Genomic DNA, 22,546 nt, shown 5'->3' on the forward strand with positions numbered 1-22,546 from the left:
AGATGTGTATAAGAGACAGAATTGGAAGGGATACTATGAACATGTCACAAGGAAACACGACGAGTCACGGATTGAGTTAAGGATCATCAACGGAATAAGTTAGGACAACTTAAGGATGAGACTCCCACAAGGCAGTGGGGAGAGGGAAAGGAAAGCAGATAGGACACTGCATTAACAGGATGTTAGAAACGGATTTTAAAGGATATAAAGGGATTCAGGGACGTAAAATGTGAAAGGACTTCGCATACAGGACGTAGCAGGGAAAAATGGACGAGAGCTAGCAAGGAGCTAGAGGCAAGGGGCCAACGGCAGGATAGCCATCAAGGAATTTCTAGTTTGCATGGACGAGCAAACCAAGGACGAAAGAAGGACATGCTAAGGGATTGGCAAAGCTGTAGCAGGATGTGCAGCAAATAATGGAACGAGGGAAGGGAACGTCAGCGGAGTCTGATAAGGACAGCCTCAGGAAGAGGAACGCTGTATGAAGGATGTACAGTAAATTAGGATAAAAGGAAAGGGACCTACGCATGGATGTGTAGCTCGCACAGGAAGGCGCGAGAGTAGATGGAAAGGGGCGTATACGGATTTTAATCGGGAAGATTTTTGTCGCAAAGGATCGCGGAGAAGGATACTCAAAATTCCAGGAAAAAGGGGAGCCGCTAGGTTCCCCTTTTTTTTGCGTTTGTCCCGTCCCGAAATACGTTGACATAAAGAAGTCCTCTTTATGTCAACCTATATCAGGACGACACAGCGCTTAGTCAAACCAGTGGCGCGTTTTGTTCGCAAACCACACTAGCGAAAGCATAACGGGCACTTCAACTAATACACCCACCACAGTGGCAAGTGCTGCGCCGCTGTGTAAACCAAATAGCGAAATAGCGACAGCTACCGCCAATTCAAAAAAGTTAGACGTCCCAATCATACATGCAGGTGCTGCAACATTATGCGGCAGTTTCATACGTTTTGCCGCAAAATAAGCAATGGCGAAAATACCGTAAGTTTGTATTAGTAGCGGTATTGCGATAAGCACGATGTCTTGCGGCTGCGATAAAATAGTTTCGGCCTGAAGACCAAATAAAATAACAATAGTGAGTAGCAGGCCGATAACTGAAAAGGGCTTGAACTTGCTAACCAATGCGTCAACAGCGCCATTTCCTTGTGCGTTATTGCCTTTATTTTCTAAGTGACGGCGCGTGATATAACCCGCGACCAATGGCAATACAACATACAGTGCAACAGAAAGCAGCAGGGTATCCCATGGTACGGTTATATCTGTTACGCCCAGCAGCATGGCGGTAAGCGGTGCAAAGGCAACGACCATAATCAAGTCGTTAATTGATACCTGGACTAACGTGTAGTTAGCATCCCCTTTGGTAAGGTGACTCCACACAAATACCATCGCTGTACATGGAGCGACGCCCAGTAGGATCATGCCGGCAATGTACTCAGTGGCAGTTTGCGGATCTACCCAGTCGGCAAAAATGCCCTTAAAAAATAGCCAACCCAATAGTGCCATAGTGAAGGGCTTTATCAGCCAGTTAATCACCAAGGTCAGTACAAGGCCTTTCGGCTTTTTACCAACGTCTTTAATTGAGCCAAAGTCTATTTGTACCATCATTGGGTAAATCATTAGCCAAATAAGTACTGCCACTATCAGGTTTACGTGCGCATATTCAAGCGCCGCAATAGACGCAAAGACACCCGGCATGGCATAGCCTAGGCCCACCCCTGCAACAATGCAAAGGCCAACCCAAACTGATAAATAACGTTCAAAGAAACCCATTCTGATTCACCTTTGTCTTACTTTACAACGATTTTTGATTAACACGCTTACTCACTTCTTCTGCGCTTTCAACGCGCTCAGAATATCGGTCAACGAGAAAGTCTTTGTTGTCGCGGGTGAGCAAAGTAAATTTCACCAACTCTTCAACTACGTCCACAATGCGGTTGTAGTAAGGTGACGGCTTCATGCGACCATCGTCTTCAAATTCTAGAAAGGCTTTTGCCACAGAAGACTGATTAGGGATGGTTAGCATGCGCATCCAGCGGCCTAAAATGCGCATCTGGTTTACAGCATTAAACGATTGTGAACCGCCGGAAACCTGCATGATCGCCAACGTTTTACCTTGGGTTGGTCGAACGCCGCCAAGGCTAAGCGGTACCCAGTCAATCATACTTTTCATAATGCCAGTCATGCTGCCGTGACGCTCTGGTGAACACCAAATTTGCCCTTCAGACCACATCATAAGCTCACGCAGTTCTTTCACTTTTGGATGTGAGTCATCTTCAGTATCTGGCTGCGGCAATCCACGAGGGTCAAAGATTTTGGCTTCAGCGCCAAAGTACTCAAGCAACCTTGCCGACTCTTCAATTACTAGGCGGCTGTACGAGCGTTCTCTGAGCGAGCCGTAAAGTAGCAAAATACGCGGCTTGTGATCTGAGAACCTTGATGCAAAGTTAGCCATAATTGGCTTGTGCATTTGCGCCATTACCGCGTTATCAGATGGGCTTTGTGCCGTTGAGCTTTCTTGGTTGCTTGATATATCTTGGCTCATTGATTTACTGTTACCCATTACTGGGCTCCTAATTTTGATAGTGCCTCTTTAAGCGCTGCTTTATCTAAGTTTTTCTCAGCAAGTTCTGCTAATGCCGCTACACGCTTTTCAATAATATCGATGGTGTTGTTGAATGCCTCTGCTTTCTCTTGTTCGCTACCTTCTAACTTAGACGGGTCTTCTAAGCCCCAGTGCACCTTAAGAGATTTACCGAAATAAACAGGGCATGACTCGCCCGCCGCTGAATCACAAACCGTGACAACAAGATCAGCATCGTAATCTTCAAATTCATCCCACGACTGGCTTTGAAGGCCGTCTGTACTAAACCCGCGCTCTGCAAGGTACTTAAGAGAAAGAGGGTGTACTTCCCCTACAGGCTGGCTGCCAGCACTACGTGCTTTAACATTGCCGTTCGAGGCGTTAGTGATGGCCTCGCAAAGAATGCTGCGGCAACGGTTGTGCGTACAAATATATAAAATCTTCATATAAAACCTTATTTAATGGTCGAGGCTACTGTGGGTAGCTGTAATAAATAGAATAAGACTTCGAAAAAACAGATACTTGGCGACATATTAAGCTGCAATTAAAACTAGTGTTGTCATCCAGAAAGTTTGGAATCTAGCAATTCTCGCAGGACAAATTCGCTAACGCCTCGCTAATATATTCATTGTTATGAATAGCGGTGTTTTTAATGACTTCCAGTGCCCAAGCGGGTAGGTCAGGATGGAGCTGGTAATACACCCATTTACCCTTACGAGTATCGAGAACTAAACCGCACTTTCGTAAGTCAGCGAGATGGCGTGAAATTTTGGGCTGGCTTAATTGAAGCGCATCAGTAAGGTCGCACACGCATAGCTCACCTTTTACACTGAGCATAAGCAGCGTCTTTAAGCGGGTGTCTTCCGACAAGCATTTGAAAAATGTTAAAGGCTGTAGCTGCGCAGAATCAGAACAAGTCGACATAAACCACATCACATATGAAATTTCGTATGTGATTTATCGTATATGAAATTCCGTATGTGTCAATGATAAATCTGAAATTTCATATATGTTTGGTAGGGACGAGAGGGTCTTAAACCGCCATTATTCTCGGTAAGCCAGAAATTTAGTGGTTTTCAGGAGTGGCAGCCTCGAACGACATCGCTACCTCTTTACCGTTTATCTCATTGTAGTGGGCGATTACTTCGTTCATGAAGGCGAACCATGTTGGATTCGGATGCCAAATAGCCATAAGGTCTTTTTGGGCGGCTTGTTCATTTTCACCAAGTACGTTAATTCTGTATAGATACGTAAAAGCAGCACCTCGCCAATTCAGTTTACAGTGCGTGAGTACCTTGTCTTTTTTGATATCGACGGTTTGCATAAATGCAGCGTAATTTAAAAAGTTGGCTAATGTGGGGCCTTCCCAATCCACGGGCACATTAAAGTAATCGAGTCCTAATTCTGAGGTAGTTAAGATTTCACTGGTTCTATCCCCCGGGATCAAATCTACAACGTGTGTCACTCCTTTTTCTTTCAGTAAAGAAAGGTGAGAGGCATCGGGTAAGCCCGAAGAGAACATATATGGCGCGTTTTCTTGGTAGTTGGTGAGCGTTGCAAGTGTTAGTTTGGTATTCATTTGCGCTTGGTCATTGGTTTGCCGTGTAGAATTGTCCTCATGATATGCGTTCGCATGTGCACTTAAACCTAGCCCTAAACTAATACAGGCCGCACTGACAGCGAGACTACGCTTATACGTTTTAAATGATAGTGTATCTTTCAATATTTTAAGTGCTGCTGATTGGTGCTTTTTCATAATTTAGCGCTCGATGTTCACACTGGTTACTGGTGGCGTTATTGCCATTTCTTACGTTACACATTTGATGGCTTGTTGTCCAAGTGGCAATGCCATTGTTATGTAAACAGGCCCTAACCGTGGCATTGATAACAACTGCTGAATTGAATTTTTATATATCACTTTTAAGTTTAACTTTTCACTACCTTAGGTTTTAAAGAAGGCGTATTACGGCCAGATGATTTGGGTTTGTATTTACAGCTAAGCCAGATTGAAAAAGGAACGCCTATAAGAGCAGGTAGAACCCAACTGACAATTTGCAGTGACGGCGAGCCTTCGAATAATGCGCGTCCTCCAAAGGCAAAAAATGCGGTATATGCACCAATACCAGAGCCAATGATATGCCCAATGTGCTCAGTTACCCACGAACCTGCAACGATGTTTTTTTGATAAACATAGCGCACAATACCAATGGCATTTAACAGTGCAATAGGGGCAAAGATACAAGTTAGCGTGATGCCGTACGTAATACCCTGATACAACGCAATGGAAGCGACGACAAAAAGCAGTACGGGTACCCATAAATATTCAATTGTGCGCAGCTGCTCAAGATTTTGCTTCACTTTAAGCACCGCTACAGAATGTCTTACGTTGTTCCACACCAACAGGCTTAACATCAGCAAAAAGATATATTGACCTCTAAGGTATGCAGTGAAATAAGCAACAGACTCAAAGTGCTCGGGCATTGTTGGGTAGATGACTAGCGGAATAAACAACACCATTGTAGAGCTGATAACGCCACTAATAGACGTAAATAGCATCGCTTTTATGTAGTAACCACCAAATTGCTTGTGGGCTTTTCCACCCTTTCTCGTAAAACTAGGCACCCAAAATAGTAAAAGTGACAATGCACCCGTTAAAACGTGAAGCGCTACTATAAAGCCATGAATTGTTTGCATCTTGCTTTCCTTTGGCAATGAACAAAATTGTAGGCTTATAGTGATAACTTCACGAGATTGACAACAGTGCCAGAAGTCATGAAATAAAAAGTGACTTCTGGCCCATGCATTGAACCGTATTTTTTGTCAAAGTAGCGCTATAAGAACGAAAAGGTATAGGTAGTCAGAAACGAATGAAAATCTCAATCCCTGCTCACTGGCGGGTGAGCATCGATATTGAGCGCGCGTCTGCATGCATTACGTGGTTGTTTGTAAGCGGCTCTGCACTTTACTTATTGTATCTTCAATACTCATTCATGCATTGGCGAACCCTCTCCGCCATCGCTATTTTTTGTATGCTAGCTGTGACTTTTGTGATTGTCAGTAGGCATGACCAGAGTATGTCTTCGTTAAGGCTGCCAACGTTATGGGCGATGTTTCTATTGGCGGTACTGTGCCAGTTTTTGCTTCCCTATGCCTACCTTGCCATCTTCATTGTTATTTGGTCCGCCATTCTTCCTTACTATGTTAATTGGAAAAAGTGCGTCGTACTTTCAATACCATTGGCTTTGCCCACCATCCTCATCCAAGGGGCAGTGTGGCAAGAGCAGCAAGCTGTCTTAACCGGCGCGCTGTTTTGGACATTCAATTTATTTGCCATGATCATGTCGAACACGGCCATTAAAGAATCGAAAGCACGTGAAGAAGCTGACGCGCTTAATAGACAATTATTAAGTACTCAGCAACTAATGAAGCAGGCGCTTACTCAAGATGAACGCCTGCGTATAGCGCGAAACATTCACGATGTTTTAGGGCATCATTTGACGGCGCTTACCATCAACCTTCAAGTCGCGTCTAGAAAGGCGGATTTATTAGAGAGCACTGAATCGCAAGCTATAAAGCGACACGTTGAGCAGTCCCACAGTATCGCAAAGCTTTTACTCTCTGATGTCAGAGAAGCGATTTCTGATATTCGGGAAAATGCGGCAATCGATTTTTCATTAGCGGTAAACACACTGATTAAAGACTTGCCTAGGCCGATGGTAAATCTGCACATTGACGATGATTTAATGTTAACCAACGTGCGAATTGCCGACTGCCTGTTGCGAAGTATGCAAGAAGCGCTAACAAACGTGATTCGCCATACACAGGCGCATTATTTTTCCATATCACTGACGCAACACAACGGCGCTTATAACTTACTAATGCAAGACAGTATGGTGCCGCATGCTGCTGATAAGAAACTAAATGGCGAACAGCCAAGTAGCATACCGCTTTTCGACAAAGCACCATGTAGCTATTCAGAAGGTGCTTATTCAGAAGGCGCTTATACAGAAGGCGTTCAAACGAAAGCAGGGCCAAGCGACTCGGACACTTCAAGTCGTGTGGTGGCTGGCAATGGCCTTAAAGGAATGCAGGAACGGGTTCATGAGCTAAGTGGAACTATCAGCTGGCAGCAAACCGAACAGGGTTTTTGCATCGCAATTCAAATTCCGGAGGGCGAATGAAAACACGCCTTATTTTAGTTGAAGATCAAATGCTGGTGAGGGAAGGCATCAAATCGCTTTTAGGACTTGATGATAGCGTTGAGGTTGTTGGCGAATACGAAAATGGTCAGCAGCTCATTGACAGTGAAAACGGTACAAATTGCGATGTGATATTGATGGACATACGCATGCCCAAATTATCGGGTATCGATACTTTACTTGCGCTGAGAGATAAGGGGATTAAAACCCCGGTGCTAATGCTTACTACGTTTGACGATCACGAGCTGGTAAACGGTGCTATGCGCGCCGGTGCAAAAGGCTATCTACTTAAAGATGTGTCGCTAGAAACCCTGGTAGACACTATTACACAAATAAAAAACGGCAAAACGATGATTCAGCCCGCGGTGACCGAAAAAGTGTTACAAGGCTTGAAAGGACTGAACGTAGAATTTGAGTCGTTTGAAAACCCAGAGCCCCTTACTGGGAAAGAAGTCGAAATTCTCCGTTTGATCGCTGCGGGTTACAGTAATAAAGAAATTGCAGATGCGATGTTCAAATCAACAGGCACCATTAAGAACCAAGTTTCTTCAGTCATGGCTAAGCTTGGTGTACGAGATAGAACGAGGGCAGTGCTCAAGGCGTTAGAGCAGGGAGTTATTTAGTTATACTTTTATACAACATGCTAAAGAATAAGATACACAGGTTGGACCACTTGATAAAATACAATCATAGGATCACATGTGATTTCGGAGAAGTACATGAGCAAGTGGTTAGTAGTTTTATCTTTAGTTTTTGGTGTGAGCAAGACAGCTCACGCCAATTTGATTTTAAACGGTAGCTTTGAGAACAACGATATTAAGAGTAATAGCTGGAAAGCCTTCACTGCTGGAACAGTTGATGGGTGGAGCGGCACAAATATGGAGCTATGGGATAATTTCCAAGGGTTAAATGCATTTGATGGTAGCCAATATGCTGAGCTTAATGCCAATGGCAATAATGGACGATACTTTATTTTTCAAAGCTTCTCTACTGAAGCAGATGCTACCTATGATGTGTCATTTGCTTATGCAGCACGAGGCAAAGGTGAAAGTTTTCAGCTAGACATATTCAGCGATATGGATAACATTTTGTTCAGTAAAGTGTTTGACGATCACGCCATTAAAACTTGGTCTGAATTCTACGGTGATTTTGTTGCGCAAACTGCGCTGACAACCATCCGTTTTTCTACCATCAATACAGGAACCTATGGCAATTTTGTTGATGATATCGTGGTAACTGAAGCGCCTAGTTTAGCGAGTGTATCCAGTGTTTCAGTTAGTGAGCCAGCGAGCTTGGCTATTTTGCTACCTCTTTCAGCTTTTGCGTTTATAAGACGCAGGAGAGCCAAATAGATTTACACATATGGTAATTACGAAAAGGCCCGCGTTTATGCGGGCCTTTGTTTTTTATGCAAAAATATCTGCGCTTTGGTTCTAATGTTTATTTATCCATATGCACAACAGAGCGGATACTTTCACCTTTATGCATTAAATCAAAGGCATTGTTAATGTCACCAAGACCCATGGTGTGAGTGATAAACTCTTGGAGACCAAAGTCACCATTTAGGTATTGCTCTACAATACCTGGCAGCTCTGAGCGACCTTTAACACCGCCAAATGCAGAGCCGCGCCATACACGACCTGTCACCAACTGGAATGGACGTGTTGAAATCTCTTGCCCTGCGCCCGCAACACCAATGATGACTGATTCACCCCAGCCTTTATGGCAGCACTCAAGTGCAGAGCGCATAACGTTTACGTTGCCGATACATTCAAACGAGTAGTCAACGCCGCCGTCAGTCATTTCAACAATCACTTCCTGGATAGGCTTATCGAAATTCTGTGGGTTTACCACGTCAGTTGCACCAAGCTGTTTTGCTAGGTCAAACTTACTTTCATTAATATCAATACCAATAATGCGGCCGGCGCCTGCCATGCGTGCACCAATAATGGCAGATAGACCGATACCACCTAACCCAAAGATAGCAACCGTGTCGCCTTCTTGTACTTTCGCCGTTTTAAGCACGGCGCCCATACCGGTTGTGACACCACAGCCAAGTAAGCATACTTCTTCTAACGGGGCTGTTTTGTTTACTTTTGCTAGCGATATTTCTGGTAAAACTGTGTACTCAGAAAACGTTGAACAGCCCATGTAATGATAAATTGGCTCACCCTCTTTAGAGAAGCGGCTTGTGCCGTCTGGCATTAAGCCTTTACCTTGTGTTTCGCGCACCGCTTGGCAAAGGTTAGTTTTGCCTGACTTACAGAACTTACATTCGCCACATTCTGCAGTGTAAAGAGGAATAACGCGATCGCCAACTTCTACGCTGGTTACACCTTCGCCCACCATTTCAACAATACCACCACCTTCGTGGCCTAGAATTGAAGGGAATACGCCTTCAGGATCATCACCGGACAGCGTAAATGCATCAGTGTGGCATACGCCAGTTGCAACGATGCGTACAAGTACCTCGCCTTTCTTAGGAAGCTCTACGTCAACTTCTTCCATCTTTAACGGCTCACCCGGGCCCCAAGCCACCGCAGCTTTTGACTTAATGTGCGTTTGACCTTCTTGCAACGAATCTTTAAACGATGTCATGTGATGACTCCTTAATCATAAATATACGATGATGTTTTATAGGCCAAAGTATAGGAGACGGATTACTAATGATAAATACGATTTTAGTAAAACACTATTTCATATTTGTAATAATTGATTTGGCCAAATAGAATGTACTTAAATAAATCAGCGCTGTGTTGAACAACGCTAAACTAACGAGTGGCGATAATGAAATATCTAGAAGGTATAGCCGAGTTTTGTGCCGTAGCTGACGTTGGCAATTTTACTGGGGCTGCAAATAAGCTAGATACGTCAGTGGCGCAGATAAGCCGTAAAGTCGCATCACTTGAAAAGCAGCTAGGCGTAAAATTATTACAGCGTACAACGCGCAGCGTATCGCTTACTGAAGCGGGTACGCAGTATTTTCAGCAGGCAATGCCTGCGTTAAAGGCGCTCGAAGATGCCCAACTTGCGGTGAGCGCACTGCAAGCATCGCCGCAAGGGCTAATTAAACTTACCGCTCCAGTAGCGTTTGGCGAAGCCTTCATCGCGCCTTTGCTCAATACCTTTATGCAGAAGTACGCTGGCATTAGCGTGCAATGCACTTTCTCAAACGAAAAGCTCGATATTGTCGAGCAAGGCCTCGACCTTGCCATACGCATTGGCAAACTAGAAGACTCGACGCTGGTTGCCAAAAAGCTGGCTACACGTCATTTGTTTGTATGCGGAAGTAAGGATTATTTTAAAGAGCAATGTCAGCCCAAAAGTATTGAAGAGTTAAAAGAGCACTCGCTGCTGGTGGGGTCACAACCCTATTGGCGTTTACTTATCGATAATAAAATTCAATCAATTCCTGTACAGGGGAGAGTACGGTATAACAGCGGAAATGCCTTATGCAGCGCCGCGGTTGCTGGCTTGGGTATTGCACAACTACCTGGATTTTACGTGCGTAAGGCACTGGCCTCAGGTCAGCTAATTGAGCTATTCCCCGAGTACAAAGACAAGCAAGAGGCGATATGGGCTGTATTTCCTTCAAACCGAAATGTTGCACCTAAAATTAGGTTGCTGGTGGATTTTTTAGCCCAACATCTTGTTTCAGACAGTTGAAGCGCCCTCGCAAAAATAGTGATCGAAATATAGCGTCTGTATCTAAAAATTCTTTAATATTGGTGATATGCAGGTGATGAAGTGCACAATGATGAGGGAAAAATTCACGTACGCGGCGCCCGTTTACACAACTTAAAAAATATCAGTATCGATATACCGCGAAATGAAGTGGTGGTGTTTACCGGTGTATCGGGTTCAGGAAAATCCTCTTTGGCTTTCGGTACGCTTTATGCCGAGGCTCAGCATCGGTATTTAGATTCAATATCACCTTATGCCAGACGGCTAATTGAGCAGGTGGAGAAACCTGACGTAGACGCGATTGAGGGATTACCGCCTGCTGTGGGCCTGCATCAGCGCCGTGGCGCACCTTCCGTTCGTTCTTCCGTTGGCAGTATCACCACGCTTTCTAATAGCCTGCGAATGCTTTATTCCCGGGCCGGGGATTATCCCAAAGGGCAGAACATTGTCTACGCAGACGGGTTTTCTCCTAATACGCCTGAAGGAGCATGTGAACACTGTGACGGTATTGGAAAAGTTTTTGACACACAAGCTCATCGCCTTGTACCCGACGACAGTCTCACCATACGTGAGGGCGCTGTGGCAGCTTGGCCTGGTGCGTGGCAGGGCAAAAACCTAGTAAGGGTACTGTTATCGCTAGATATCGATGTTGATATTCCATGGCGTGAACTGCCTCAAAAAACGCGTGACTGGATTTTATACACCGACGAAATGCCTCAGTTACCTGTATACCGAAACTATAACCTAGCGCAAACCCGAAAAGCACAGCGAGAGGGCGAGCCTGCCAGCTACAATGGCAAGTTTATCAGCGCGCGACGTCATGTGCTCGATACCTTCAAAACGTCTCAAAAAGAGAAGATGAAGCAGCGAATTGCTCCCTTTATATCTGTTGAAGCATGTCCTGTTTGCCGTGGAAAAAAGCTTAAGCAAAATGCGCTGGCAGTAAAAGTTGATGGCTTAGATATTATTGATTTTTCAAGGCTGCCACTACAGCAAGTTTACGAAAAGCTTAAGGCGTTAAGAAAGTCAGTCAAAGGCGAAACGTCAGAGCGTGGTCAGGTGATACGCAATATTACGGGCGACATTATTGAAAGAGTGAAGCCTATAATAGCACTTGGGCTTCATTACCTTTCGTTAGATAGAAGTACAACAAGTATCTCAGTAGGAGAACTACAGCGATTGCGTTTGGCGACCCAGCTTAAATCGAACTTATTTGGCGTTGTCTTTGTGATGGATGAACCCTCATCAGGTCTTCACCCTCGCGATGTAGAAGGGCTTATTCGCGCGCTTCACAATATTACCGAAACGGGAAATTCGCTGCTCGTTGTCGAGCACAACCCTTACGTCATCAAAGGCGCTAACTGGGTTGTGGATGTGGGGCCGCGAGCGGGAGTTAACGGAGGTGAACTTGTTTACAGTGGGCCGGTAAAAGAACTGGCAAGCATTAAAGGCTCCCCAACGGCAGACTATGTTTTTAACAATAAAGCCCTAAGCCAGCGTATCAAACGTAAATCATCAGGGGCATTGCGTTTAAAAGACGTGTCCAGAAATAATGTCAGCCATGTTGATATTGATATTCCACTTGGCGTAATGACCTGTGTTACAGGCGTTTCCGGCTCTGGAAAATCGAGTTTGATTAGCCAAGCATTAGTTGAGCTAGTCAAAGACGGTTTAAGTCCAGTCGAGAAAGAAAGGAAGCGAGCGAAAGAAACGAAAGAGACGAGAAAAACGAAAGAACAGCTTACCGACGCCAACTCTCTTCTCGCTCAAGACACTTTTTTACACGAAAGTGAGCTGCAGCAAGGCTTTATTGAAAGCGGACTTGAAGAGTTAAGTCGTATAGTTGTGGTCGATCAGTCTCCCATCGGCAGGACACCCCGTTCAACTTTGGCAACCTATACCGGCATATTTGACCAAATCAGAGGTTTATTTGCTTCAACCGAAGAAGCAAAATCCCGTGGTTACGATGCGGGTCATTTCTCGTTTAACGTTGCAAAAGGGCGGTGCCCACATTGTGAAGGCTTGGGTGTGGTATCGGTAGAACTGTTGTTTATGCCGAGTGTTTATTCCACCTGCACCGTTTGTAACGGTCAGCGTTTTAACGATAACGTACTGGAAGTTGGTTACAACAAACATTCCATCGCTGATGTATTATCGCTTACGGTTGAAGAAGCACTATCTGTATTTAGTGGTAATCAAGTTATTACGCGGGGACTAAAAACGCTAATGAACGTAGGGCTTGGCTATCTAACCCTTGGGCAAAGTGCCACTGAGTTATCAGGCGGCGAGGCTCAGCGTATTAAATTAGCATCAGAACTTAAGCGCGCTCAAAATACCAATACCCTTTACGTGCTTGATGAACCTACAACAGGTTTACATCTTTCAGACACTTCGCTACTTATGCAGCACTTAACCACGCTTGTTGAAGCGGGAAATACGGTGGTGATGGTTGAGCACAATATGCAGGTGGCTGGGTCATGTGACCACATTATAGATATGGGGCCAGGCGCTGGTGGCGAGGGAGGAGAAATAGTTGCTGAAGGCAGACCAGAGGAGGTTGCTAAAGTCCAGCAAAGTGCAACAGCCCCATTTTTGAAGGCGAGTTTGGCTTAAAGAAAGATTTTGATTGAGTTAGGTTTGAATGATCTTAGAAATAAGTCGTTGTTTAAAGTTACTTGAGTACTAGTAAGCCAGCAAAGAAACTGCTTGAACTCGTATTTGTACCTTAAAAAGAAATAATAACTAAAGAGTGTTGCACTTTTTGCAACACAGTGTGGTGAAAACTGCGGTTGACATATAGACGTCTATACGGCAAATTGCTTGTATGAAAAAGATTCTACTTACTCGCACCACCATTATGTTAATTACCACCTTAAAAAGGGCGGTCGCTGACTAGTGCAAGTAAGCAAAAGACAACGAAAGCCCGCCTAACACAGAGCGGGCTTTTTTTTACACACGTTTTAGCATGCGTAACCTTAAGGAGCAGCATATGAAAGTCTTAAAGTTTGGGGGTTCTTCTCTAGCCGATGCACCGCGATACATGCGCGTTATGGAGATTAGCACGGCGACCCACCAAACCGACGGTGCTGCGGTTGTACTCTCTGCCCCAAAGGGGGTAACGAACGCGCTTTCACTACTATGTGAACAAGCAGCCGCGGGTGAAGATTTCCAGCCTTTATTCAATAAGTTGAACGACACGGTTACCGGCATCGCCAACAACCTAAACGAAGAACTCGACGGGTTTGCACATGCAAGCGTAGTAGACTTCATTAATAGCCACCTATCAGTACTAAAACAGCACCTTGAAGGCATTAAGTTGCTTGGTGTTGCACCTGATAATGTCGCTGCCGGTATTCTAAGTATTGGCGAGTACATTTCGGTAACGCTGTTTAGCGCTATGCTATCTGCCAAAGGTATCGCTAACCGCGTAATCGACCCGGTTAAATATGTACTTGCCGAAGGCGACTACTTAGATAGCATCGCCGATGTATCGCTAAGTAAAGCGCGTTTTTCAGATGTACCTACTGACGGCAGTGAATTTCTTATCATGCCAGGATTTGTGGCGGCTAACGAAGCGGGCGAGAAAGTCACACTTGGGCGAAACGGATCAGACTACTCAGCGGCCATTCTAGCGGCGTGTATCGATGCAAACTGCTGTGAAATTTGGACTGACGTAGACGGTGTTTATAACGCTGACCCGAATCAAGTTGAAGGGGCAGTGCTGTTAGACAAGCTTACCTATCAAGAAGCGATGGAGCTGTCTTATTTCGGTGCCAAGGTACTTCATCCGAAAACTATCGGTCCTATTGCCCAACACCACATCCCTTGTTTGATCAGAAACACACTAAACCCAGCTGCGCCAGGTACGCTAATCAGCAATGAAAAAAGCGAGGTGTGGACGTCAGTTAAAGGTATTTCACAGCTTGATAACGTCACCATGTTTAACGTTGCAGGCCCTGGCCTTAAAGGCATGGTAGGTATGGCAAGTCGTGTGTTTGAGGTGATGTCGAACGCCAATATTTCAATAAGCCTTATTACCCAGTCTTCTTCAGAATACTCAATCAGTTTCTGTATCCAAAGCAAAGACGCCAGCCGAGCGTTAACGCTTCTTGAAGATGCGTTCGCGCTAGAGCTTCAAAATCAATTGCTAGACCCCATTGAAGTGCGTCATGACCTAGCCATTGTTACTTTGGTTGGTGACGGTATGCGTCAAACCAAAGGCTTGGCAGCGCGTTTCTTTAACTCGCTTGCCCAAGCGCGGGTAAACAACGTTGCTATTGCTCAGGGCTCTTCAGAACGCTCTATTTCAACGGTAATTGAAAGCAAGCGTGCTAAGAAAGCGGTAAAGGTTATTCACCAGAATTTTTTCTCTGACCGCCATACCATTGACGTATTCCTAGTAGGGTGTGGCAATGTGGGAACCGAACTGCTAGGTCAAATTGAAAAACAACAGCCTGCATTGTTAAAACGCAATGTTCAGCTGAGAGTTTATGGCATTGCAAATAGCCGGAAACTGCTGTTAAACAGTCAAGGTATTGATTTAAGCGGTGACTGGAAAGCGGCACTTGAATCGGCAAGCGAAGGATTAAGCGTAGAGCGCCTGCATCAGTTCGCCAACGACAATAGTCTGGTAAACCCGGTGATTGTTGACTGTACTAGTCACGAAGCGATTGCACAGCAATATGTAGATATGATGGAAAGCGGTTTTCACGTGGTAACGCCAAATAAAAAGGCGAACACGAGCGCAATGTCTTACTACCGTAAGCTTCGCAAGACCGCGCAATCGACAAATCGTCAGTACCTTTACGAAACCACTGTCGGCGCAGGGCTACCGGTTATTGATAACTTGCAAAAGCTATTCAGCGCCGGCGACACCTTACACCGCTTTGAAGGAATTCTATCGGGCAGTTTGTCTTATGTATTTGGCAAACTTGAAGAGGGCATGAGCCTGTCGCAAGCGACACAAACAGCCAAAGACAACGGTTTCACAGAGCCTGATCCGCGCGATGACTTAAGCGGCATGGACGTAGCGCGCAAGCTGCTTATCATGGCTCGTGAAGCTGATTTAGCGTTAGAACTATCTGACATTGAAATTGAGTCTGTACTGCCAAAAGGTTTTGCCGAAGATTGTTCAATTGACGAGTTTATGCAGCAGCTGCCAGAGTTAGATGCGTCGTTTGGTGAAAAGGTTGAAGCGGCTAAAGCAGAAGGTAAAGTACTTCGTTATATCGGCAGCATTGAAGACGGAAAATGCAGAGTAAGCATTCAGGCTGTACCGGCAAGTAACCCTCTTTCGCAGGTAAAAGACGGTGAAAACGCGCTGGCGATTAACAGTGACTACTATAGCCCAATCCCTTATGTAATTAGAGGATATGGAGCAGGTGGTACGGTAACAGCAGCTGGGGTGTTTGCTGACATTCTGCGTACTATGCCGTGGAAGCAAATGGCGCACTAAGGGCTAAATAACGCTTAGCTTGCTTAGCGTAGATAGGCGGCTAAAGTAAAATATTCGAAGGTGTGACTTAGGCCAGTAATGTTGTGGCATCGATTTAAAGCGCTAATTTATTGAGCTAATTTGAAGCGCTAATATAAAGAGCACGCTACAAGCGAAGTAAGAGTAATAATATGAAAGCATTCACGGCCTTCGCGCCGGCATCAATTGGAAATGTGAGCTTAGGCTTTGACGTACTGGGCGCAGCGCTTGCGCCCGTTGATGGCACTAAGCTAGGTGATGAAGTTGAAATAAAGGCGGCTGAGTCATTTTCACTAGAAACGGTGGGGCGCTTTGCTCACAAACTCCCGGGCGATGCAGACAGTAATATTGTAACCAAGTGCTATCACTATTTCTGTGAGCAAATGGGAAAGGCTGGAAAAACAACCTCTCCTGTTGCGCTTACGCTTCATAAAAACCTTCCAATAGGCAGCGGGTTGGGTTCAAGCGCAAGCTCTATAGTGGCAGCGTTTGCAGCGCTAAATGCTTACTTCGACACCCCGTTCGATGAAGATACTCTGCTTATAATGATGGGCGAATTAGAAGGCCAAATAAGCGGTAGTATTCACTATGATAATGTTGCTCCCTGTTACTTAGGTGGTATGACGTTAATGACAGGTAGCGATGCGCCGGTCACACTGTCGTTGCCTTTAAACGACGATTGGTACTATGCCGTTTGTTATTCAGGCATTAGCGTATCAACGGCGGCGGCTCGCGATATCTTACCTAAACAGGTGGAAATGGCGACGGCACTAACCTTTGGTCGACAGCTAGGTGTGTTTGTACATGCCTTACATGTAGGTAACTTTGATTTGGCAGCATCGGTAATGAACGATGTCATAGCCGAACCTTACAGAAAATCGCTACTGCCTGGCTTTGATGACGCTCGTGCGTTTAGTGAGCAAGCGGGTGCGCTCGCTTTTGGTATTTCTGGCTCGGGACCTACGGTTTTTGCCGTGTGTCCAAGTAAAGCGCAGGCGGAAAAAGTCGCCGCCTATTTAACAGAGAACTACATTCAAAATGAAGATGGCTTTAGCCATGTGTGCCAAATACCAAGCCAAGGCACCATTGTTTCTTAGGGTACATAGCTTTTCAAGGTACATGGTTTCTTAAAGGCAAATGATTTCCTAAAAGCACAATAATTTTTTAAAAGATTAAAAGGGCAGAGTACTTGCCCACATAAAAAGGTAACAGCAAGTGGAATTGGTAAATTTAAAAGATTCATCGGACACAGCAAATTTTGCTGAAGCCGTTAAGCGGGGCTTAGGTAAAAACCAAGGGCTTTATTTTCCAGAGCATATTCCTACCCTAGAAAATATTGACGAATTGTTGGAAAAGCCATTTGTAGAGCGCAGTATTGAAGTACTTCGCGCCCTTATCGGCGATGAGCTGAATAATGGCGAGCTAGAAGAAATTGTTCAGACCGCATTTGCTTTTGGTGCACCAGTTGAGCAGGTCAACGAGAACGTATACTGCTTAGAGCTTTTCCATGGTCCAACGCTGGCGTTTAAAGATTTTGGCGGCCGTTTTATGGCGCAAACCCTGTCGCGTATTAGCGAAGGGAAGCCAGTTACTATTCTAACAGCGACTTCAGGTGATACCGGCGCAGCGGTCGCACATGCATTTCACGGCATCGACAATATCAACGTGGTTATTTTGTTTCCAAAGGGCAAGATTAGCGCGCTGCAGGAAAAGCTGTTCACTACGCTAGGTGGTAACATTCATACCGTTGCTGTTGAGTCAGACTTTGACGCATGCCAATCACTAGTAAAAACCGCGTTTGACGACCCTGACGTACGTGAAGGCCTTCACCTGAACTCAGCAAACTCAATCAACATCAGCCGTTTACTAGCGCAGGTTTGCTATTACTTTGAAGCAGTAAGTCAGTTGCCAAAAGAGAAACGAGACCAACTCGTTATTTCAGTACCTAGTGGTAACTTTGGTAACCTTACGGCTGGCATGATTGCTAAATCGTTAGGTTTACCTATAAAGCGTTTTATCGCAGCAACTAACTTAAACGACACGGTACCTCGATATCTTAAAACCGGCGAGTGGGAACCTAAGGCGACGGTTGCGACCATGTCTAACGCAATGGATGTGAGTCAGCCTAATAACTGGCCGCGAATAGAGGCGCTTATTGAGCGTGGCTATATCGACAAAGCGTGTCTTAAAGGTGAGATGGTTGACGAAGAATATACGCAGCTTGCTATGCGTCAATTAGCGCAACAAGGCTATACCAGCGAGCCACATGCCGCGATTGCCTATCGCGCAGTAAGTCACGACTTAGAAGACGGCGAAATTGGTTTGTTCTTAGGAACAGCGCACCCGGCTAAGTTCAGAGAAACCGTTGAAAACGTGCTAGGTAATCCAATCAGCTTACCGAAAGCGTTGGCCGATGTAGCAGGCGAAGACAGCTTAGCGGTAGACTTGCCAGCGTCTTACGATGCACTTAAGCAGCATATGATGGATTTGCTTAAGTAATGACACCCTCGGCTACAACATGGCAAAGCGCGCTTAGTGATGAAAAGCAAAAAGACTATTTTGTTACGTTGCTTGAGCGCGTGAAGCACGCTCGTGAAGCGGGAAGCGTTATCTACCCGCCTCAGTCTGACGTATTCAATGCGCTTAAATACACGCCGCTAGACGAAGTAAAAGTGGTGATCTTGGGTCAAGATCCGTACCACGGTCCTAATCAAGCCCATGGACTTTGTTTTTCAGTAAAAGCTGGCGTTAAAACACCGCCATCGCTTAAAAATATGTACAAGGAGCTGTTGTCTGACATTGATGGTTTCACCGAGCCTAATCACGGCACGCTGACGTCGTGGGCGGAGCAAGGCGTATTGCTACTTAATACTGTATTGACCGTTGAGCAGGGCAAAGCACATAGCCACGCGAAATGGGGATGGGAAACCTTCACCGATAAGGTTATCGATGTGGTCAATGAGCACAGCCAAAACGTTGTGTTTCTTCTGTGGGGTAGCCATGCGCAAAAGAAAGGTAAGCACATTAACCGTGAAAAACACTACGTTTTACATGCGCCTCATCCGTCGCCACTCTCAGCACACAGAGGCTTTATAGGTTGCAAACACTTCAGCCAAACAAACGAATACCTTATTGCTAAGGGCAAAGAACCCATTAATTGGCAGGTATAGTACTGGCAGAAATAGCAGCTAGCCACACAGCAAGTGTGATTGCCCCATTCTGCGCCCTATCAATAGCTAGCTCATTAGATAAATGCCTAAATAGCTATGAGACCATGTTATGCGGTCTGACCGCAATTAGGCACAGAGCATACTCCTTAGCTATTACCCTATTACATAGAGCCAGCGAAGAGACACCATGCTTGCAAGTGAAGCATTTACAGCACGCTAGAAAGTAAAAAGGCCGCCTGTTTAACAGGCGGCCTTCGTTTTATCTTTCCAGTGTCTCTAGCTCGTACTCGAAACCACAGTCGAGTTCGGCCAGTTCTTTTTCTAATTTGTAGCGATCTTGTAGCGCTTCGATTTCTCTCCACTTACGTTTTTTGCTTTTGGTTTTTGCTGGGCTTGCTTCGATGTCTAACATGGCAAATAGATCTGATTTATCCACTGGGATCTCCTTTTTATACCACTACAACTAATACAGAGTTTTTGTTTTTAATTCCCTCTGTACAATTTTGTATCACAGCCGCCACTAAAATAAAATAGTTTAATTTACCTTTTATTAACAAATTGTGACGATATGATGACAACGGTAAGGAAATGTCCAGTGTGTTTAAAGCGTGAACAATAACTGTATGTAATTGATCCTATTTGTTTTGTTAGTAATCAATTGTACAGTGTTACGGATATCAAAAATGTCTGTCGTATTGTCGATGAAAACCGCAACAAAAAACGGCTAGCTTCCGAAAAAGCTAGCCGTTCAGTTTGTTATTTGCACCAATTGGGTGATTTTAAATCACCTCGCATTCCTTATTTTGGTGCATTCGCTGCTCTGAATTTGGCAATCAATTGTTGTGTTGAAGCGTCGAAATTCTCTTTGTCTGCCTCGCCTTGAATGCCTGCAAGTACTTGGTTTCCTAGTACTTTACCTAACTCAACGCCCCATTGGTCGAATGAGTTAAGGTTCCAGATAACACCCTGAACGAATACCTTATGTTCATACATTGCAACCAGCGCGCCAAGTGTTTTAGGCGTAAGGCTATCAAACAAGAAAGTATTGCTAGGCTTGTTGCCAGGCATGGTTTTATGAGCGGCCAAGCGTTTGCGTTCTGCGTCGTCTAGGCCTTTACCGTCAAGGTCTGCATAACACTCTTCAAAGGTTTTACCCTGCATTAGTGCCTGGGTTTGACCAAAACAGTTAGACGCAAGCATAGCGTGATGCGTGTCGTCCTGGTTAGGAACGTTAAGTGGCAACATGAAGTCTGCTGGGATAACGCCAGAACCTTGGTGAATAAGCTGATGGAAGCTGTGCTGGCCGTTTGTACCTTCACTGCCCCAAATAATTGGGCCAGTAGGGTAATCTACGTGCTCACCTTCTTGCGTCACTTCTTTACCATTACTTTCCATATCTAACTGCTGTACGTAAGCTGGTAAGCCGCGAAGATAGTGATAATAAGGCAGCAACACATGAGACTGTGCATCGAAAAAGTTTCTGTACCAGACGCCTAACAACGCAAGCAATACAGGCATGTTTTCTTCAAGTGGTGCAGTAGTGAAATGGGTATCCATCTCAAACGCACCTTCAAGCAAGCCTTTAAAGTTTTCAAAGCCGAGAGCTAGTGAGATAGGTAGGCCAATAGCAGACCAAAGCGAATAACGACCGCCTACCCAATCCCACATAGGGAAAATATTGTCGGCGCTAATACCAAACTCGGTGGCTGCTTTAACGTTTGAAGACACGGCTACAAAGTGTTTAGCAATATCTTCTTGTGTACCGCCAGACTTTAAGAACCAGTCTTTAGCCGTAAGTGTATTTTGAAGCGTCTCTTGGGTAGAGAACGACTTTGATGACATGACCACCAAAGTTTCTTCAAAATCTACGCTAGATAGCACATCGTGAATGTGGCAACCGTCAACGTTGGCAACAAAGTGAACTTTCACGGCGTCAACTGTATGCGGCTTAAGTGCCTCAGTCATAATCTTAGGACCAAGGAACGAACCACCAATACCAATTGCCACAATGTGCTTGATAGGCTTGCCGGTATAACCTTTGTGTTCACCGCTGTGAACCGATGCAGTAAACGCTTCAATTTTTGCAAGCGTAGCATGCACTTCAGGCATTACGTCTTCGCCATCTACCAGTACTTTACGGTCTGAGAAATTACGAAGTGCGGTGTGAAGCACAGCGCGACCTTCTGTTGAGTTAATCTGCTCACCAGAAAACATCGCGTCGCGAAGGGGTTCTAGTTTGCACGCTCGGGCAAGGTCGAAAAGTCCTTTAAGCGCGTCATCATTTAAACGGTTTTTCGAGTAATCAAGAAAAATACCGCAGGCTTCAAGCTGCATCTTATCTGCGCGATTTGCATCTTGTGCAAACCAGTCGCGCATGTGCGCATCTTTTACCGTTGCAGCAAGTTCAGACAGCTTTTTCCATTCAGGAAGAGAAGTTAAAACACTCATTGTTTCAATAGCCCTTACGCACTTAGTTTTTCGCGAAGCATGGTTTCAAGTTTTTCCTGATCTGCAGCGAAGTTGCGGATGCCTTCAGAAAGCTTTTCGGTTGCCATTGGATCTTCGTTCATTGCCCAGCGGAATTCGCTTTCTGTTAAGCGGTCACCTGGTGTTTTTGTAGCGCCATTGTCTTTAAGTTTAACCTCTAGATCGCCAGGCTCGTTTGCCAGTTCTTCTAGCAGTGCTGGGCTAATGGTTAGACGATCACAACCTGCCAACGCTTGAATTTCACCAATGTTACGGAAGCTTGCGCCCATCACTACGGTATTGTAGCCGTGGTCTTTGTAGTAGTTATAAATTTTAGTTACAGATACTACGCCTGGATCTTCATCTGGTGCGTAAGACTCAGTGCCGGTCGCTTTTTTGTACCAGTCTAAAATGCGCCCTACAAATGGAGAGATAAGATAAACACCGGCCTCTGCACAAGCTTGTGCTTGGGCGAAGCTAAATAGAAGCGTTAAATTACACTGAATGCCTTTCTTCTCTAGCTCTTCTGCTGCCTGGATACCTTCCCAAGTAGACGCAATTTTGATAAGAATGCGTGACTTATCGATACCCGCGTCTTCATATAGCTGAACCAAGCGTTCCGCTTTTTCGATAGTGGCGGCAGTGTCGAACGATAGGCGTGCGTCTACTTCAGTTGAGATTCGGCCAGGAATAGTTGCAGAGATTTCTTTACCAATCGCTACCGCTAGTTTGTCTGCGGCATCGGTAAGCTGCTGGTCAGCATCGTTTGACTGAAGTTTTGCCCATGCTACAGCATCATCAATTAGACTTGCATATTGAGGAAGACCAGCCGCTTTTAAAAGTAGCGACGGGTTAGTTGTGGCATCGACTGGTTGATACTTTTTAATGGCATCGATGTCGCCCGTGTCGGCAACAACGGTAGTGATATCACGTAATGAAGCTAACTGATTGCTCATAATT

General features: G+C 45.1%; 19 protein-coding genes. 9 read left to right on the plus strand and 10 right to left on the minus strand.

What is annotated here, in order from left to right; all coding sequences use genetic code 11:
• Positions 1-754 precede the first annotated feature (754 nt).
• From arsB to F0261_RS16080, 6 genes are all read right to left on the minus strand, one after another.
• Positions 755-1,783: an ACR3 family arsenite efflux transporter gene (gene arsB / locus F0261_RS16055; protein WP_014980115.1), complete on the minus strand. Its 1,029-nt coding sequence runs from the start codon at positions 1,781-1,783 to the stop codon at positions 755-757.
• Between the two features lie 22 nt (positions 1,784-1,805).
• Positions 1,806-2,573, minus strand: coding sequence for an arsenical resistance protein ArsH (gene arsH / locus F0261_RS16060; RefSeq protein WP_014950498.1), 768 nt, complete (start codon positions 2,571-2,573; stop codon positions 1,806-1,808).
• On the minus strand, positions 2,573-3,040 hold the full coding sequence (locus tag F0261_RS16065; protein WP_171338439.1) for an arsenate reductase ArsC: 468 nt from the start codon (positions 3,038-3,040) through the stop codon (positions 2,573-2,575). The genes arsH and F0261_RS16065 overlap by 1 nt, the downstream gene beginning before the upstream one ends.
• Before the next feature lie 133 nt (positions 3,041-3,173).
• The gene (locus F0261_RS16070; protein ID WP_039232026.1) at positions 3,174-3,518 is read right to left on the minus strand and encodes a metalloregulator ArsR/SmtB family transcription factor; all 345 of its coding nucleotides are present in this window, start codon (positions 3,516-3,518) and stop codon (positions 3,174-3,176) included.
• A 142-nt stretch (positions 3,519-3,660) separates the two neighbouring features.
• Entirely contained in the window at positions 3,661-4,350 is a 690-nt protein-coding gene (locus F0261_RS16075) for a hypothetical protein (protein ID WP_171338440.1), read from the minus strand.
• A gap of 170 nt (positions 4,351-4,520) precedes the next feature.
• Positions 4,521-5,288 carry a hypothetical protein gene (locus tag F0261_RS16080; RefSeq protein WP_171338441.1) on the minus strand — a complete coding sequence of 256 codons (768 nt, stop codon included), beginning with the start codon at positions 5,286-5,288 and terminating at the stop codon, positions 4,521-4,523.
• A gap of 173 nt (positions 5,289-5,461) precedes the next feature.
• Here F0261_RS16080 and F0261_RS16085 point away from each other — a divergent pair, with 173 nt between their 5' ends.
• The 3 genes from F0261_RS16085 (at position 5,462) to F0261_RS16095 (ending at position 8,145) form a co-directional block, all read left to right on the plus strand.
• The gene (locus tag F0261_RS16085) at positions 5,462-6,775 is read left to right on the plus strand and encodes a sensor histidine kinase (RefSeq protein ID WP_171338442.1); all 1,314 of its coding nucleotides are present in this window, start codon (positions 5,462-5,464) and stop codon (positions 6,773-6,775) included.
• Complete coding sequence (locus tag F0261_RS16090; protein WP_014980108.1) at positions 6,772-7,416, plus strand: response regulator transcription factor; 645 nt, start codon at positions 6,772-6,774, stop codon at positions 7,414-7,416. The genes F0261_RS16085 and F0261_RS16090 overlap by 4 nt, the downstream gene beginning before the upstream one ends.
• A 96-nt stretch (positions 7,417-7,512) precedes the next feature.
• Positions 7,513-8,145 (plus strand): response regulator receiver protein, encoded by a 633-nt coding sequence (locus tag F0261_RS16095; protein WP_171338443.1) that lies wholly within the window; start codon positions 7,513-7,515, stop codon positions 8,143-8,145.
• 88 nt (positions 8,146-8,233) lie between these two features.
• Here F0261_RS16095 and F0261_RS16100 read toward each other — a convergent pair whose 3' ends face one another.
• Positions 8,234-9,391, minus strand: coding sequence for an S-(hydroxymethyl)glutathione dehydrogenase/class III alcohol dehydrogenase (locus F0261_RS16100; RefSeq protein WP_171338444.1), 1,158 nt, complete (start codon positions 9,389-9,391; stop codon positions 8,234-8,236).
• 189 nt (positions 9,392-9,580) lie between these two features.
• On the opposite strand from F0261_RS16100, the gene F0261_RS16105 reads away from it, so the two are divergent.
• The 6 genes from F0261_RS16105 to ung all read left to right on the plus strand — a co-directional run bounded on the left by F0261_RS16105 (position 9,581) and on the right by ung (position 19,120).
• Positions 9,581-10,459, plus strand: a complete 879-nt coding sequence (locus tag F0261_RS16105) for a LysR substrate-binding domain-containing protein (RefSeq protein WP_171338445.1) — start codon at positions 9,581-9,583, stop codon at positions 10,457-10,459.
• A gap of 81 nt (positions 10,460-10,540) precedes the next feature.
• On the plus strand, positions 10,541-13,090 hold the full coding sequence (locus F0261_RS16110) for an ATP-binding cassette domain-containing protein (protein ID WP_171338446.1): 2,550 nt from the start codon (positions 10,541-10,543) through the stop codon (positions 13,088-13,090).
• A 376-nt stretch (positions 13,091-13,466) separates the two neighbouring features.
• Entirely contained in the window at positions 13,467-15,932 is a 2,466-nt protein-coding gene (gene thrA, locus F0261_RS16115) for a bifunctional aspartate kinase/homoserine dehydrogenase I (RefSeq protein ID WP_171338447.1), read from the plus strand.
• A 170-nt stretch (positions 15,933-16,102) separates the two neighbouring features.
• Complete coding sequence (gene thrB, locus F0261_RS16120) at positions 16,103-17,047, plus strand: homoserine kinase (RefSeq protein ID WP_171338448.1); 945 nt, start codon at positions 16,103-16,105, stop codon at positions 17,045-17,047.
• A gap of 118 nt (positions 17,048-17,165) precedes the next feature.
• A complete protein-coding gene (gene thrC / locus F0261_RS16125) occupies positions 17,166-18,449 on the plus strand; it encodes a threonine synthase (protein WP_171338449.1) in 1,284 nt (427 codons plus the stop codon).
• Positions 18,449-19,120, plus strand: coding sequence for a uracil-DNA glycosylase (ung, locus tag F0261_RS16130; protein WP_171338450.1), 672 nt, complete (start codon positions 18,449-18,451; stop codon positions 19,118-19,120). Before thrC ends, ung begins: the two co-directional genes overlap by 1 nt.
• 259 nt (positions 19,121-19,379) lie before the next feature.
• On the opposite strand, the gene F0261_RS16135 is transcribed toward ung, so the two are convergent.
• The 3 genes from F0261_RS16135 to tal all read right to left on the minus strand — a co-directional run bounded on the left by F0261_RS16135 (position 19,380) and on the right by tal (position 22,542).
• Positions 19,380-19,556 carry a DUF3545 family protein gene (locus tag F0261_RS16135; RefSeq protein WP_012519516.1) on the minus strand — a complete coding sequence of 59 codons (177 nt, stop codon included), beginning with the start codon at positions 19,554-19,556 and terminating at the stop codon, positions 19,380-19,382.
• A 362-nt stretch (positions 19,557-19,918) separates the two neighbouring features.
• A complete protein-coding gene (gene pgi, locus F0261_RS16140) occupies positions 19,919-21,568 on the minus strand; it encodes a glucose-6-phosphate isomerase (RefSeq protein ID WP_171338451.1) in 1,650 nt (549 codons plus the stop codon).
• A 14-nt stretch (positions 21,569-21,582) separates the two neighbouring features.
• Complete coding sequence (tal, locus tag F0261_RS16145; RefSeq protein ID WP_171338452.1) at positions 21,583-22,542, minus strand: transaldolase; 960 nt, start codon at positions 22,540-22,542, stop codon at positions 21,583-21,585.
• Positions 22,543-22,546: the final 4 nt, after the last annotated feature.

Source organism: Alteromonas sp. 07-89-2 (assembly GCF_013113925.1).
GTDB classification, from domain to species: Bacteria; Pseudomonadota; Gammaproteobacteria; order Enterobacterales; family Alteromonadaceae; genus Alteromonas; species Alteromonas macleodii.